This is a genomic window from Arthrobacter sp. Soil_C_49 (assembly GCF_057656635.1).
The window spans coordinates 160,870-175,639 of the sequence record NZ_JBDGJZ010000004.1; the positions used below are offsets into that span (position 1 = coordinate 160,870).

Genomic DNA, 14,770 nt, shown 5'->3' on the forward strand with positions numbered 1-14,770 from the left:
GAGAACCATGACCATCGAAGGATGGACACAAACGATGGGCGCAGGCCCCCTGCTGCTCATCGCCGCAGCGGCGATCGTCGCCCTGCTGTTCCTGATCATCAAGCTGCGGATGCACGCGCTGCTGGCCCTGATCGTCATCAGCCTTGCCACTGCTTTCGCCACGGGCATCCCCGCCAACCAGGTGGTGCCGGTCCTGATCAATGGCTTCGGGACTACCCTCGGCACCGTGGCACTGCTCGTGGGCCTGGGTGCCATGCTCGGGCGGATCGTGGAAACCAGCGGCGGCGCCAAGGTCCTGGCCGACTACCTGATCGGCGTCTTCGGTGAGAAGCGCGCGCCCTTCGCGCTGGGCCTGGCCTCCCTGATCTTCGGGTTCCCCATCTTCTTCGATGCCGGCCTGGTGGTCATGCTGCCTGTAGTCTTCGCCGTGGCGCACCGGCTGGGCGGGGGAGTGCTCCGCTACGGCCTGCCCGCAGCGGGCGCGTTCTCCGTGATGCACATCTTCCTGCCGCCGCACCCGGGCCCGGTCTCCGCCGCCGCCTTCTTCGACGCCAACATCGGCCTGGTGATGATCGCCGGCCTGATCACGGCCATCCCTACCTGGTACGTCACCGCCTACCTGTACGGCCTCTACACCGGTAAGAAGCTGGTCCTTCCCGTGCCGGAACTGCTGGGGCACGCCACGGCCGACGCCGAGTCCCACCCGCCGCGCTTCCGCACCATCGTGGGGCTGCTGCTCCTGCCGCTGGTCCTGATCTTCATGAACACCGGCCTGAACACCCTGGCATCCTCCGGCGTGCTCAGTGCCGACGTCAAGAACGAGCAGTGGTTCCAGGTCCTGCGGACCATCGGTGAAACTCCGGTAGCGCTGCTGATCGCCGTGATCGTGGCCATGTTTGTCCTGGGTGCCAAGCGGGGCAAGGACGCCGGCGCGCTGGAGAAGCTGCTCGAATCCTCGCTGGGCCCGGTCTGCTCCGTCATCCTGATCACCGGCGCCGGCGGTATGTTCGGCGGCGTGCTGCGCGCTTCCGGCATCGGCGCCGCACTGGCCGATGTCCTGGGCAACCTGGGCATCCCGCTCATCCTGGCCGGCTTCCTGATCTCCGCCATCCTGCGCATCGCCCAGGGCTCGGCAACTGTGGCGCTGACCACCACCGCCGGTCTCATCGCTCCGGCCGTGGCACTGGCCGGACTGAACGGCATGCAGGTTGCAGCCCTGGTGATCGCGGTGGCGGCCGGTTCCGTAGTGGTCTCACACGTCAACGACTCCGGCTTCTGGCTGGTGGGCCGGTTCTTCGGCATGGACGTCAAGACCACGCTGAAGACCTGGACCGTGATGGAGACCCTGATCGGTGTGATGGGCTTCGCTATCGCGGCCGCGATCTTCCTGGTAGCCGGCCTCGCAGGCTAGCTTCTCCCAAAAAACTGACTCGCAGTTGACGTCGTGAAAACGCAATTTTACGACGTCAACTGCGAGTTACTTGTTTAAAGGGGTTTTGAATGGCTACGACTGAAGGCCGGGGACGCCGTCCTGGATCGTGAAGGAGGCTTTTGTGCTGACCGGGGAGCCCGGCGTAGTGACGTAGTCCAGGACCCGGAAGTCGGCGGTCATGGCGTCCTTGGTGATCTTCGTGTTCACATACCCGCGCGAATCGTTGTAGAACTTCAGGTGCGGGTTCCACGCCATGGTGGGCTCCGTGGTGGAGCCCGTGCCGTTGCCGGTGGACGTGATGGACGTGCACACCAGCTCCGAGCCCACCACGGGCGAGGCGGGATCCTTGTAGTCCACCTTCAGGTCGTTGGCCCAGTTGCGGTGCACGTCGCCCGTAAGTACGACGGCGTTGCGCACCTTCGCGTCCAGCCAGCCTTGGGTGATGCGCCGGCGGGAAGCGGCGTAGCCGTCCCAGCCGTCCATGGAGACGTCGTCGATCTCCAAAGCCTGGGCCCGGTCCCGCTCGGCGAAGAACACCTGTTGGCCCAGGATGTCCCAGCGCTGCGTGGAGTTCTTGAACCCGTCCAGCAGCCACTTCTCCTGCTCGGCGCCGGTGATGGTGCGGTCCTCGGCCAGGCGCTCGGCCACGTTCTTCCGCCAGCCGTCCCCGGCGAGCTGGTCGTCGCGGTACTGCCGCGTGTCCATCATGTGGAAGTTTGCCAGCTGGCCCCACTGGATGGTGCGGTAGATCTTCATGTCGAACCCGGCCGGAACGGAAGAGGCCCGCAGCGGCATGTTCTCGTAGTACGCCTGGAAAGCTGCGGCGCGGCGCTGCCGGAACCGCTCAGTGGTGTCGTTCAGCTGCCCGGCGTCGTTGTTCTCCGGCACCTCGTCCGCCCAGTTGTTGTCCACTTCGTGGTCATCCCAGACAACCAGCCACGGCGCGATCGCGTGCGCGGCCTGCAGGTCGGCGTCGGCCTTGTACTGCGCGTGCCGCTGCCGGTAGCCCTGCAGCGTGCTGGTCTCCGGGCCCTGATGGTCGCGCGGGTTGCCGCCGCCAATCACGTAGCTGCCCTTCTTGTACTCGTAGAGGTAGTCGCCCAGGTGCAGCACCAGGTCCGGGTGGTCCTCGGCCATCCGACGGTACGCGGTGAAGTAGCCGTGCTCGTACTGCGAGCAGCTGGCGAAGGCCATGGCCAGTGCGCCCGGGGTTTCATGCAGTGCCGGGGCAGTGAGAGTGCGGCCGGTTTCGCTGACGTGCCGGCCGCTGCGGAAGCGGTAGAAGTATTCGCGAGCGGGCTTCAGCCCCTTGAGCTCCACGTGCACGGAGTGGGCCGTTTCAATCCGGGCGTGCTCGACGCCGCGGCGGCTACTACCGAGCGCATGGCCGCGTCCTCAGCGACCTCCCAGGCCACGGGGACCTGCCGTGAGGGCATGCCGCCCAGACCGTCCTCGGCGAGGGGATCCAGCGCCAGGCGCGTCCAGATCACAAAGCCGTCCGCCCACGGCTCACCCGACGCAATGCCGAGCATAAACGGATCGGTGCGGAGACTGGCGTCGTCCGCAATGGAAGTGGCGACTGCGGCACCCGGCAGGGCGGCGACAAGACCGGCACCGAGGCCGGCGGAAATCAGGGATCTGCGTGAGATGTTGTCCATGGGTCCGACCGTATGGAGGCCGGTTGGACAGCGGTTGTTGCCTGAGTGAATCAAAAGTGAACTGAGGGTCACGGGTTCGGCAGGCCCAACCACCGGCCCATATCCTTGAACGGTGACTCTCCCTCAGGCTGTTCTCTCCTTTGCCCTGGTTGCCGGACTTCTGACGCTGGTGCCCGGTATGGACACCGCCCTGGTGCTGCGCTCGTCCATCGCCAGGTCCCGCGGGTACGCCTTTGCCACCGCGATCGGTATCTGCACCGGGGCGATGATCTGGGGTGTGGCCGCGGCGGTTGGTGTCTCGGCACTGCTGGCAGCGTCCGAGGTGGCCTACCGCGTGTTGACCATTGCCGGCGCGGCGTACATGATCTGGCTGGGTTTGTCCCTGCTGTGGAAGAGCAGGAAGCACGGCAAGGCTGCTGCAGCCCCTGAAGCCGCCGCACCTGCGTCAGGCCGGAATGAACTCTTGACGGGCTGGCTGACCGGGACCGGAACCAACCTGCTGAACCCCAAAGTCGGAGTCTTCTACATCGCCACCATCCCGCAGTTCATTCCTGCAGGGGAGTCGCCGCTGCTGGTGGGCGTGCTGCTGGCCGGGGTGCACTGCGTTTTGACGATGGCCTGGTTCACGCTGCTGATCTTCGGCACGGGCTACGCCGCGCGTTGGCTCAAGGGTGCCCGCAGCATCCGCGTCATCGACAGCATCACCGGCACGGTCCTGCTGGGCTTCGGGCTCAGGCTCGCACTCGAACCCGCCCACTGACTAGTTGCCGGCGGACCGGGCTTTGGATACTTTCGGCTCCTTGGGCGGAAGCGTGGAGATGTACTCAAAGGCTTTGTGGATCCAGGCTTTCGCCCGGGCGTCGTCGCCGTCGCCTTCCTCGTTCCACATCTCCGGGAGCCCCGTGTAGCCGCCCATCGGCCGCTCGGCCGGCCCGAAGGGGACGGTCCGTTCTGAGCCTTCGAGTTCTTCCCGGTCCTCCGGGGAGAGCTTGATGCCGATGGTGGGTCCGAACAGCCCGGCGAACATGTTGCCGTTCACGAAGGCACCCAGGTTGCCGAACATGGGCTTGACCACCACGTCCGGGTGGTCCGGGACCAGCGACCTGAACCGCTCTTTGTCCTGGTCGGACGCTTTCGGCATCTCCATGATGGTTCCCTCCCCGGGGCTCGGCTGTGTGTGCAGGATATGCCCTGCCAGGTGCGCCGGGGAACACCCGGCCGCCCGCCGTCGTTGTGCCAACAGCAAGGCGCTCCCACCGGGAGCCCGGCCTGCACTCGACCAAAGGACTTTCCCTTGACTCCTCGCACCATCGTGATCACCGGCGCCAGCGACGGAATCGGAGCGGCCGCCGCGCGGACCCTGGCGAAGGCGGGGGAGCAGGTGGTGGTCGTCGGCCGGTCCGAAGAGAAGACCCGCGCCATTGCCAAGGAGCTGAACGCGGACTACTTCGTCAGCGACTTTGCCGATCTGGCGCAGGTGCGCACCCTCGCCGCCCAGCTGAAGTCCGACTACGCGCGCATCGACGTCCTGGCCAACAACGCCGGCGGCATTATGGGCAAGCACACCCTCACCGTGGACGGCAACGAATCCACGTTCCAGGTCAACCACCTGGCGCCGTTCCTGCTCACCACGCTGCTAATGGACACCCTCACCGCCAGCAACGCGAAGGTCATCAACACTGCCAGCGCCGCCAACGGCATGGGCAAGCTGGACCTGTTCGACCTCAACTCCGAGCACAGCTACTCCACCAACCGCGCCTACGGCACCGGCAAGCTTGCCAACATCCTGTTCACGTCTGAGCTGGACCGGCGCTATGCCAGCCAGGGCATTGCGACGGCGGCGTTCCACCCGGGCGTGGTCCGCACCAACTTCGCGGCCGAGTCCACCAGCCCCTTCCGGCATGCCTACAAGACCCTGCTCAACCGGTTCATGCTTACCCCGGACCAGGGCGCGGACACGATGCTGTGGCTCATCAACGGCACGGCTGGCAAGGACTGGATCTCCGGCGCCTACTACGCCAAGCGCGCCCTGGCCAAGGCCAACCCCCAGGCCTACGACGCTGAGCTGGCCCGGGGGTTGTGGGAGAAGAGCGAAGAGCTGGTCAAGGCTGCTTCGTAGGCTTCAGCCCGTCAGCGCGCCCGCTCGACGTCGGCCGCCATGTCCGATTGCCCCCGACCGATAAGCCCTGCTACCACACCATCAATGTCGGACTCCGGCCGGTTCTGGCTCAGCTTGGCCTTGGCCTCGACCCGGATGATCACCAGTTCCACGCCCACAATGGCCCGCAGTTGGCCGGCAATAAAGCGTACCGGCGCGTCGTCCACGCTCCACGGGTGCTCGAACTCCGCCTCGTGGACCCCGGTGAGCCGCCGGACCTGGCGCGAAATCCAGGCCGGATCATCGTGAATTACCAGCTGCCCGTAGACGTGCGCCGTGGTGTAGTTCCAGGTGGGGACAACCCGCCCGTGTTCCGCTTTGGACGCGTACCAGGACGGCGAAACGTAGGCGTCCGCCCGCTGGATGATGGCCAGTGCCTCCCCTGTGGCGGGTTCGGACCACTGCGCGTTGTTCCGCGCAAGGTGCCCCTGCAGCGCGCCGTGCTCGCCGACGTCGGGATCAAAAACCAGCGGCACCAGGGTAGCGAGCAGGCCCTGCTCCGTCATGGTGACCAGGTTCGCCGCGCCGGGGCGGGCAAGGAGCCCCTGGACGCTTTCGGGGCCCGCGGCAAAATGGGCTGGCGTGTACATGGGCTAGTCCTTTACTGATTGAAGGGTTGGGGCAGGGTGAACGGCGGGCGCCGGCTGCAGTTCCGGCCTGAGCCGCACCCGGACAGCCGCCCCGGCACAGAGGATCACGGCCAGGGCGCCGATGGCGGTGGGCCAGGTCAGGCTCTCGCCCAGCAGGAGCGCCGCCCAGCAGATGGTCAGGACAGGCTGGATGAGCTGGATCTGGCTGACCGAGGCGATGGGGCCGATGGCCAGGCCGCGGTACCAGGCGAAGAACCCGAGGAACATACTGACCACGCCGAGATAGCCGAACGCCAGCCATTGCATAGGGCCGGCGGACGGCGGTTGCTGGGCGATGGAGACGGCGGTCAGCAGCAGCATCAGCGGCGACGCGAGCACCAGCGCCCAGGACACCGTCTGCCATGCGCCGAGTTCCCGGGCCAGCAGGCCACCTTCGGCATAGCCGATGGCTGCGGCAACCACCGAACCGAGCAGCAGCATGTCCGCCGAATGCAGCTGCCCGAAGCCGCCGGAGTGCAGGGAGGCGAAGATGATTGCCGCAATGGCTCCCGCGCCGGTGACGAGCCAGAACGCCAACCGGGGCCGTTCCCGCCCCCGGAGCACCGCTGCCGTTGCGGTTGCGGCCGGGAGTAAAGCAATCACCACGGCACCGTGGCTGGCGGGGGTGGCGGTCAAGGCAAAGGAGGTCAGTAGCGGGAAGCCCACGACGACGCCGGCCGCCACCACTGCGAGCCGCGCCCACTGCACTCCTTGAGGGAGCCGCTGCCGGGTGAGTGCCAGTGCTGAGGCTGCCAGCACTGCTGCCACCACGGCCCGGCCGGAGCCGATGAACAGCGGGGACAGGCTGGCCACAGCCACTTTGGTGAACGGGACGGTGAACGAGAATGCCGCCACGCCGGTAAGCCCCAGCCAGATTCCGGAAGCCTGCGATGGCAGTACCACTGTGCGTTGGGGAAGAGTAGCGCTACTATTGTCTCTCATGAACAACGATAGCAGTTCGCGGATCGTGGCGCACCTGACAACCTGGATGGCTGCCGCCGCGCCGGGAGCGAAGCTGCCGTCCACGCGTTCCCTGGTGGCCGAGTACCAGGCCAGCCCGGTGACGGTGCAGAAGGCGCTGCAAACGCTGACAGCGCAGGGCTTGATCGAGAGCAGGCCCGGTGTGGGGACGTTTGTCCGCGCGGCCAGGACCGCGAAGCCGTCGGATTACGGCTGGCAGACGGCGGCCCTGCGTTCGCCGCGGACGGCGCTGCCGGCGGCGTCGTCCACCATGCGGGACCTGCCGCTCGATGTCATTTCCTTCCACTCCGGCTACCCGGCCCGGGAGCTGCTGCCCGAACGGTTGGTGCGGGCAGCCTTGACCCGTGCTGCACGCGGGGACGCGGCCCTGTCCCGGCCGCCCGCGGCCGGACTGCCGGAACTGCAGTCGTGGTTCGCGCACGAGCTGGGTGCTTCGACGCCGGCAGGGACCACCCCGCCGAACCCGAGCGACGTCGTCGTACTTCCCGGAAGCCAGAGCGGGCTGAGCTCAATTTTCAGCGCGCTGGTGGGCAGGGGGCAGCCGCTGCTGCTGGAATCGCCCACGTACTGGGGCGCCATCCTGGCTGCCGCGCAGGCGGGAGTCCGTGTGGTGCCGGTTCCCACTGGGCCGGAGGGGCCCGACCCGCTGGAACTGACCCGGGCTTTTGAGGAGTCCGGGGCCCGGGTGTTTTATGCGCAGCCCAACTACGCGAACCCCACCGGTGCCCAGTGGACGGCGGAGCGGCGTGACCAGGTGCTGGATGTGGTGCGTGCGCAGGGTGCGTTCCTGGTGGAGGACGACTGGGCGCACGACTTCGGCATCACCACCAGCCCTGTGCCGGTCGCTTCGCGTGATGATTCAGGCCACGTGGTGTACCTGCGTTCGCTCACCAAGAGTGTGTCGACATCCATCCGGGTGGCGGCGGTGATTGCCCGCGGGCCTGCGCGGGAGCGCATCCTTGCGGACCGGGCAGCAGAGTCGATGTATGTCAGCGGGCTGTTGCAGGCGGCCGCGCTCGACGTCGTCACGCAGCCCGGGTGGCAGACGCACCTGCGCAGCCTCCGTCACCAGCTGGAATCCCGGCGCGACCTGCTGGTCACCAGCCTGCGGCAGCACGTGCCGCAGGGGCACATTGAGCAGGTGCCCAAAGGCGGCCTGCACGTGTGGGTGCGTCTCCCGGACGGCACCGACCTGGAGCGGCTGGCCCGGGATTGCGAGGCAACCGGGGTGATTATCGCCCCCGGCAATGAGTGGTTCCCGGCCGAACCCGCAGGCCCCTTCATCCGGCTCAACTATTCGGGAACGAATCCGGGCGCCTTTCCCGAAGGCGCCCGGATTATCGGGGAGATGCTGGCCCGGAACGGGAGCTGAGGGGTCAGCTGGCCCGGCTCAGCAGGACCATCGCTTCGTAATGGTTGGTTTGCGGGAACATGTCCAGCACCCGGGCCTGCCGCGCCGTGAACGAGGGGAGTGCCGACAGGTCGCGGGCGAGCGATTGGGCGTTGCAGCTCGAGTAGACAACGTGCTCCACGTCCGAGGATTCCAGCCAGCCGCACAGCTCCTTGCCGATCCCGCGCCGGGGCGGATTAACGATCACCAGTTCGGGTGACTTGACCGACTCGAGGGCGAAGGCCGTGGCGTCGCCGGCGCGGAAATCCATGCGCTGCAGCCCCGCTTCCGCACTGCTGATTTTGGCCGAGACAACGGCTTCGCTGCTCGTTTCGATGCCCGTCACGTCCCTGGACGGGTCTGCGCAGTGCAATGCGAAGCCGCCTACGCCGCAGTACAGATCCCAGACCGAGGCCGGCGCCAGCTCGTTGACCCACTCGCGCCCCTGACGGTACAGCGCGGCGGCCATCTCGCTGTTGGTCTGGAAAAAACTTTGCGGCCGGAGGTGCAGGTCAACGTCGTTGACGCGCATCCTCAGCGTTGACTGCTCAGTCAGCAGGATCTCGCGCTCACCCTCCAGCACCGCCTTGTGTTCCGGGTGCAGGTTCACCGAGACCACCTTCACCTGCGGCAGGGCAGCCAACAGGCCGGGGAGGTTCTTCCGGATGCGCGGGACCAGCTGTTCCGAGCGCAGCACCAGGCGCAGCATGATGTCCCCGTCGGGGGATTCGGTGATGATCAGGTGCTTCAGTTCGCCGCTGCGCCGCGGAACATCGTACGGCGTCAGGCGGGTGTGGCGGATGAAGTCCGCAAGAACCGGAAAACACGCCTGCAGGCCGGGGGAGCAGACGCCGCATCTGCGCAGGTCAACCCCAAAGCCTTCGGCGTCGAGGATCCCGATGGTGGGTTTCCGGGCCGTTCCGCCAATGACCATTTTGGCCTTGTTGCGGAATCCGTACTCCTGGCCCGCAAGGGGCGGAAGCCAGTCCAGCGACGTGTGGCCGGCGAGGAGCGTTTGGCAGTGCAGCTGCTTGCCTGCCAGCTGTTGATCGTACGGGGTACCCATGTGGGTGCAGGAGCGGCAACGGCCGGCATCGAAGTAGAAACAATGCATGACCGAAAGATTTTACCTGCTTTGGATAGCGGACCGCCTCCCGGCCCATGTGACTGTGGACGCTATTCGCCGCGCCGCGTGTACACACTCACCACATTGCCCTTGCTGGTCCGGTACTGGTCCTGAAGCTCGAGCCTGGTGGTGGGGTCACCGTCTTCGAACAGGCGGCGGCCTGTGCCGGCGATCACCGGGTGGGTCATCAGCGTGAGCGAATCCAGCAACCCGGCGAACAGCAGCTGCCGGGTCACGGAGATGCTCCCGCACACGGCGATCTCTCCGCCGTCGCGCTCTTTCAACTTGCCCACGAACTCTTCCAGCGGGGCATCCATTAGGCGCGAGTTCTGCCATTCCAGCGGTTCCTTCAACGACCGGGAGGCCACGAACTTCTCCACGGAATTGATAAAGGCTCCAAAGTCCTGGTCCGCTGTGGCGGTAGGCCAGTAACCCGCCCATTCCTGGTAGCTCACCCGGCCCAGCACCACGGTGTCCACCGTTTCCATCATCCTGGTCAGGCCCACACCGAGTTCGTCGTCAAAGCTGTCGAACTGGAACTTGAACGGTTCGGACACCACACCATCCACGGAATGGAACAGACCGGCAGTGACTTTTCGCATGGGGACCTCCAGGGTGGCGCCAACGGTTCGGGCAAGCCGGCAGCGGCGCCGGTCAGGTCCACGGTATTCGTTGGCTCTGCGGCAGGGAAGAGGGCGGAAATAAGCAGGCACAGGTGGGCCGGACGTTAGGTTCGTCACCACCGCCTGCGTGTTGCCGGGATTCGCGCCCCTCCAGAACCCATACTGGTCTTGAGCGGCTGTAGCCGTGCCCCAGCCAGGCAGGAGGAAGTGCGTGGAAACCCTGAAAAAGATCGTGTCCAACCAGTATTTCCCGGCCGCGGCGGTGCTCACCGCAGTGGTCCTCTTTTGGGCCGTTGGTCTTTTGGGCGGGCTCTCCCTGCTGAACAACAACCAGCCTCCGCTCACCACCCTGACCTGGATGCTTTTCGTCTACCTGGCAGCCGTACTCACGCCGCTTGCCGGCGCCCTGGCCGCCGTGGACCTGCTCCGCCGCTGGAAGCGCAACCGCGCCGCCGACGCCGCAGGCGCTTATGAAGCAGCCGGGGTCATGGAAGTGGAGGCACCTGGAGCCCACTTCAGCGTCTCCGCAGAAACTGTGACCGAACCGGTTCAGCAGCAGCCCGTCGCGGAGCAGCCCGTTCAGCAGAAGCCGGAACAGCCTGCACCGCAGCAGCAGCCGGCACGCCACCAGCCCGTCCAGCAGCAGAAGCCGAAGCAGCAGAAGCCGATCCAGAAAAAGTCCGGCTCCAAGAAGGCTGCCTGACCGGAGTTACCGGGCCAGTTCCACCCTGTTCCGCCCGGCGGCCTTTGCTGCGTACAACGCGGCGTCGGCCGCACCCACCAGCGCGTCGGCATCAGCCCGGTGCCCGTGGCAATACGACGAGATTCCGGCACTGAGCCGCAGCTGCCCGGACGGATCGCCGGCATGCTCGATCGCCAGGTCCCGTACGGCCGCCAGCGCCCTTTCCAGCAGCGCCTTCGCACCCGGACCTGATTGCTGCGGCAGCACCAGCAGGAACTCCTCGCCGCCGTAGCGGTACACGCCGTCGCTCTTCCTGGCAATGCCCAGCAGCGCCGCCGCCACCGCCCGCAGGGCCAGGTCTCCCGCCTGGTGGCCGTAGATGTCGTTGTAGCTCTTGAAATTGTCCACGTCGCACATGGCCAGGCTGTACTGCTCCGCGTACCGCTCGCTCCGCAGGTGCAGCTGCTCCAGATCCTCCGACAACTTGAGCCGGTTGTGCAGCCCGGTCAGCGGGTCCGTCCGTGCCTGCCGGGACAGGACCCGGCGGTAGTGGGCGAGGTCCGCGTGCAGGGTGGTGATCCGCCGCGCCACCAGCAGCCGCGCATGCAGCACAAACGGGTCCAGCGGCTTGGTGACGTAATCATCCGCGCCGGCCTCGAGCCCCGCCAGCACATCGTCCCGGGACCCCTGCGAGGTCAGCAGCACAACGTACGTGTACAACTCCTGCTCCTGTGCGCGGATAGCCCGGCACAGCGCCAGCCCGTCCATGCCCGGCATCATCCAGTCGGTGACCACCACGTCCGGCTGATGCGCCAGGTACAGCGCCCACGCCTCGTCACCATCCGCGGCAGTGAGGCAGTCATGGCCGGAACGTTCGACGGCGGCCCTCGCCACCATCAGCGAGCCCGGGTCATCGTCGGCCACCAGGACTTTCACGGGGTCACCTCCAGCGCTGCGTCCAGTTCCGCGTCCAGGCGGGGCAGTTCCGTTTCAAGGCGGCGGAGCAGAGCGACGCCGCCGCCGGGCGTCCCGCCCCGGCCCAGCTGTTCAAGCTCAGCGCAGAGGCCCGCAACGGCGGCGGCCCCGATATTGGCAGCCGAGCCCTTCAGCGCGTGGGCCGCCTGCACTAAAGCCGGCCCGTCGCCGTCGTCCACGGCCGCCTGCAAGGCCGCAATGCGCGCGGGCAGTTCGCGCCGGAAAGCGGCCACTGCCTCAGGGAGCAGGCCACGCCCGTCCTCCGGGCCCAGCTCCCGGAGGATGGCAATCCGGTCCTGGTCCAGCGCAGGCGCGGCCGCTCCTCCGGTAACAGCCAGCGGCTGGGGGACAAGCCCGGGAACAATCCGGTTCTCAGGCTCCGGAACCCAGTGGAGCAGCGTGGCTTCCAGGGCAGCGGCGTCCACCGGCTTGGCGAGGTAATCGTCCATGCCGGCGGCAAGGCACCGTTCCCGGTCGCCGTCCAGCGCCCCGGCGGTCATGGCGATAATGGGCAGGCGCGGGTGCCTGCTGTCCCGGCGCCGGATCTGCCGCGTGGCTTCGAACCCGTCCATCACCGGCATGTGGCAGTCCATCAGCACAGCGGCATACCGCGAACCAGCAGTGGCGGCAAGGGCTTCGACTCCGTTGGACACTACGTCCACCGCATAGCCCAGCCTGCTGACCGTGGCGCGGGCCACCAGCTGGTTGACCTCGTTGTCCTCCACTACCAGGATCCGGCCCCGCGACGGTTCATGAGGGACAGCCGGTGCCTGGGACGGTGCGGCGGCTGGAACGGAAGGCTCGTGGGTGGACATGAGCCGGACCAGGCGGTTGTAGAACTCGGAGCTTCGAACCGGTTTCATCAACCATTCGCGCACCCCGGCTTGGCTGATTTCCGCCGCATTGACCTGCATGGTGGACGTCAGCATGATCAGTTCCATGTCCGCGAGCCCGGCATCGGCCTTGATGCGGCGCGCCAGCTCCAGACCGTCCGTGTCCGGCATGCAGAAGTCCAGCACCGCCAGGTGGAAGGGTTCCCCGGCGGCGTCCGCTTCGCGGGCGCGCACCAGCGCCGAGGCGGCGTCGGGGACGGCTTCGGGCAGGAGCCGCCAGCCCCGCAGCTGGGATTCGAGCACCAGCCTGTTGGTGGCGTTGTCATCCACGACCAGGACCCGCAGGCCGTTCAGGAAGCCGGCTGCCGGAACCGGGTCCGTGGACGGCGGTGCCACCGGCAGGGGCAGCCGGAACCAGAAGGTGCTGCCCTTCCCGGGGATGCTGTCCAGGCCGATCCCGCCGTCCATTGCCTCCGTCAGCCTGCTGCAGATGGCAAGGCCCAGCCCGGTGCCGCCGTACCGCCGGGTGGTGGAGGCGTCGGCCTGCGAGAACGACTGGAAGAGCCTGCCGTGATGTGACGGGTCGATGCCGATTCCGGTGTCGCGGATCTCGAAATACACGGTCGCGGTACTTCCGGCAGCGGCTCCGGGGCTTTCGGTCTTGACCCTGATGGACACTTCCCCGGATGCCGTGAACTTCACCGCGTTGGACGCCAGGTTCAGGAGGATCTGGCGGATCCGGCCAGAGTCACCCATCAGCCGTGCCGGCACCTCGGGGTCGCAATAGGCGATCAGTTCCAGGTTCTTCGCCTGCGCCGGTTCGGCCAGGAGCCCGGCCACTTCCTCCACGAGGACGCGCGGATCAAAGGGGCGCACGTCCAGGTCAACCTTGCCCGCCTCCAGCTTTGAGAAGTCCAGGATGTCGTTGATCAGGGCCAGCAGTGCCTCGCCTGCGCCCTTCACGCCGTCCGCATACTGTTTTTGGGTGGGGTCCAGCGGGGTCTCCAGCAACAGTGCCGTCAGGCCCACCACACCGTTCATGGGGGTCCGGATCTCATGGCTCATCGTGGCCAGGAACTCCGATTTCAGCCGGCTGGACTCCAAGGCCGCCTCCCGTGCTGCCTCCAGTTCCCTGGTGCGGACCGCCACCTCGTTCTCCAGCCCGGTGGTGAGGTTGATGTTTTCCAGGATGATCAGCACCTGCCGCACTACAACGAACACCAGGACGGCGGCGCCCACCAGCAGCAGGAACGGGTTGAGTTCGTTCAGATGGGGACCGGCGAACAGCACCACCGCCAGGAGCAGCGGGACGTAAGGGAGCAGTTCCAATGCGAGGGTATAGCCGGTCCGGTCCGCTCCGGCACTCTCCTGGTAGGGCGCCAGCGGCGCGAGGGCGATCAGGAGGAAGGCGACGATCCAGCCCAGGGCGAGGGGCGAACCCGTGGTGCCGCTGACGCCGTCGAACGTCAACCGCACGTAGACACTGTCCGTCACGGCCAGCACGAGCAGTCCGCCGCCGAAACACAGCCACGGCAGCCGCTCGCCCGGCTGCCGGCGCATCGCCAGGACCAGCACCAGGGAGGTGATCACCAGGTCCACCACGGGGTAGCCCATCCCGGTGAGCCGGGCCAGGGGATCACCCTCCGCGTCGAAGGCGGCGCCCAGCACGACGTACCAGCTGACTACCAGCACGGAGCCGGCCACCACTGCCGCGTCCATCACCGCCCGGTACAGCGCCACATGGTTGCCGCCGCGCCTCCGGAACGCAAAAAGCGCAGCGACGGCTGGCACCGCGTAGCTGATGAACAGGGCATCTGCGAGGGAGGGGAAGGGGTACACATGGTTGTTGGCCAGGCCATAGAACGCGTAGACGGCCATCCCTGCGGCCCAAGTGAATGCGGCGGCCGCCATAAACGTCCAGGCCCTCGCGTTGGGGCCGCCGCGCCGGGCGGCCCGCGTGCAGCTCGCCCCCGCCAGCAGGGAAGCCGCCAGGATGGTGAAATCACCGGTGACCAGGGCAGCCGGAGTGCCGCTGTTGGCTGCGAAAAAGAGGCCGAGCGCGGCAAGCACGACGGCCGTCAGCACGGCAAGCCACTTCACCGGCAATGTAGTGCTGCTGCCGGCGGGCCGGTGCTGCAGGAGACCAGTCTGAGACACGCGGTACCTCCCCCTAGGGTGCGCCCTGAAACCCCGGAAACCCCGTGGAAAAACCGGGCCCCGTAGCCCACCCGAGACCTGGGTGGAGACGCTTTCCTATGATATGCCTCACTGGGCCCCGCAGGG

12 protein-coding genes and 1 pseudogene are annotated in these 14,770 nt (G+C 67.0%); 5 read left to right on the forward strand and 8 right to left on the reverse strand.

Annotated elements, in window-relative coordinates; all coding sequences use genetic code 11:
• Positions 1–7 precede the first annotated feature (7 nt).
• Positions 8–1,411, forward strand: coding sequence for a GntP family permease (locus tag AC3A4Z_RS08925; RefSeq protein ID WP_498711269.1), 1,404 nt, complete (start codon positions 8–10; stop codon positions 1,409–1,411).
• A 93-nt stretch (positions 1,412–1,504) separates the two neighbouring features.
• On the opposite strand, the pseudogene AC3A4Z_RS08930 reads toward AC3A4Z_RS08925, so the two are convergent.
• A pseudogene (locus tag AC3A4Z_RS08930) lies at positions 1,505–3,090 on the reverse strand (alkaline phosphatase D family protein).
• Positions 3,091–3,202: 112 nt separating this feature from the next.
• Here AC3A4Z_RS08930 and AC3A4Z_RS08935 point away from each other — a divergent pair.
• Positions 3,203–3,850, forward strand: coding sequence for a LysE family translocator (locus AC3A4Z_RS08935; protein ID WP_498711270.1), 648 nt, complete (start codon positions 3,203–3,205; stop codon positions 3,848–3,850).
• Here AC3A4Z_RS08935 and AC3A4Z_RS08940 read toward each other — a convergent pair whose 3' ends face one another.
• Positions 3,851–4,237, reverse strand: a complete 387-nt coding sequence (locus AC3A4Z_RS08940) for a TfoX/Sxy family protein (RefSeq protein ID WP_498711271.1) — start codon at positions 4,235–4,237, stop codon at positions 3,851–3,853. It abuts the gene before it with no gap.
• A gap of 147 nt (positions 4,238–4,384) precedes the next feature.
• Between AC3A4Z_RS08940 and AC3A4Z_RS08945 the strand changes: the two genes are divergently transcribed.
• A complete protein-coding gene (locus AC3A4Z_RS08945; RefSeq protein ID WP_498711272.1) occupies positions 4,385–5,209 on the forward strand; it encodes an SDR family NAD(P)-dependent oxidoreductase in 825 nt (274 codons plus the stop codon).
• 11 nt (positions 5,210–5,220) lie between these two features.
• On the opposite strand, the gene AC3A4Z_RS08950 is transcribed toward AC3A4Z_RS08945, so the two are convergent.
• Together AC3A4Z_RS08950 and AC3A4Z_RS08955 are read right to left on the reverse strand one after the other, a co-directional pair.
• Entirely contained in the window at positions 5,221–5,838 is a 618-nt protein-coding gene (locus AC3A4Z_RS08950) for an FMN-binding negative transcriptional regulator (protein WP_498711273.1), read from the reverse strand.
• Positions 5,839–5,841: 3 nt separating this feature from the next.
• On the reverse strand, positions 5,842–6,819 hold the full coding sequence (locus AC3A4Z_RS08955) for a DMT family transporter (RefSeq protein ID WP_498711274.1): 978 nt from the start codon (positions 6,817–6,819) through the stop codon (positions 5,842–5,844).
• Between AC3A4Z_RS08955 and AC3A4Z_RS08960 the strand changes: the two genes are divergently transcribed.
• A complete protein-coding gene (locus AC3A4Z_RS08960; protein ID WP_498711275.1) occupies positions 6,818–8,230 on the forward strand; it encodes an aminotransferase-like domain-containing protein in 1,413 nt (470 codons plus the stop codon). The two genes, AC3A4Z_RS08955 and AC3A4Z_RS08960, sit on opposite strands and share 2 nt — an antisense overlap.
• A gap of 4 nt (positions 8,231–8,234) precedes the next feature.
• Here AC3A4Z_RS08960 and rlmC read toward each other — a convergent pair whose 3' ends face one another.
• Both rlmC and AC3A4Z_RS08970 read right to left on the reverse strand, forming a co-directional pair.
• On the reverse strand, positions 8,235–9,362 hold the full coding sequence (gene rlmC, locus AC3A4Z_RS08965) for a 23S rRNA (uracil(747)-C(5))-methyltransferase RlmC (RefSeq protein WP_498711276.1): 1,128 nt from the start codon (positions 9,360–9,362) through the stop codon (positions 8,235–8,237).
• 62 nt (positions 9,363–9,424) lie between these two features.
• Positions 9,425–9,976, reverse strand: coding sequence for a dihydrofolate reductase family protein (locus AC3A4Z_RS08970; RefSeq protein ID WP_498711277.1), 552 nt, complete (start codon positions 9,974–9,976; stop codon positions 9,425–9,427).
• 232 nt (positions 9,977–10,208) lie between these two features.
• On the opposite strand from AC3A4Z_RS08970, the gene AC3A4Z_RS08975 reads away from it, so the two are divergent.
• On the forward strand, positions 10,209–10,700 hold the full coding sequence (locus tag AC3A4Z_RS08975) for a hypothetical protein (protein WP_498711278.1): 492 nt from the start codon (positions 10,209–10,211) through the stop codon (positions 10,698–10,700).
• A 6-nt stretch (positions 10,701–10,706) separates the two neighbouring features.
• Here the strand turns inward: AC3A4Z_RS08975 and AC3A4Z_RS08980 are convergent, their stop codons facing one another.
• Both AC3A4Z_RS08980 and AC3A4Z_RS08985 read right to left on the reverse strand, forming a co-directional pair.
• Entirely contained in the window at positions 10,707–11,615 is a 909-nt protein-coding gene (locus AC3A4Z_RS08980; RefSeq protein ID WP_498711279.1) for a GGDEF domain-containing response regulator, read from the reverse strand.
• Positions 11,612–14,644 (reverse strand): response regulator, encoded by a 3,033-nt coding sequence (locus AC3A4Z_RS08985; protein WP_498711280.1) that lies wholly within the window; start codon positions 14,642–14,644, stop codon positions 11,612–11,614. The genes AC3A4Z_RS08980 and AC3A4Z_RS08985 overlap by 4 nt, the downstream gene beginning before the upstream one ends.
• Positions 14,645–14,770: the final 126 nt, after the last annotated feature.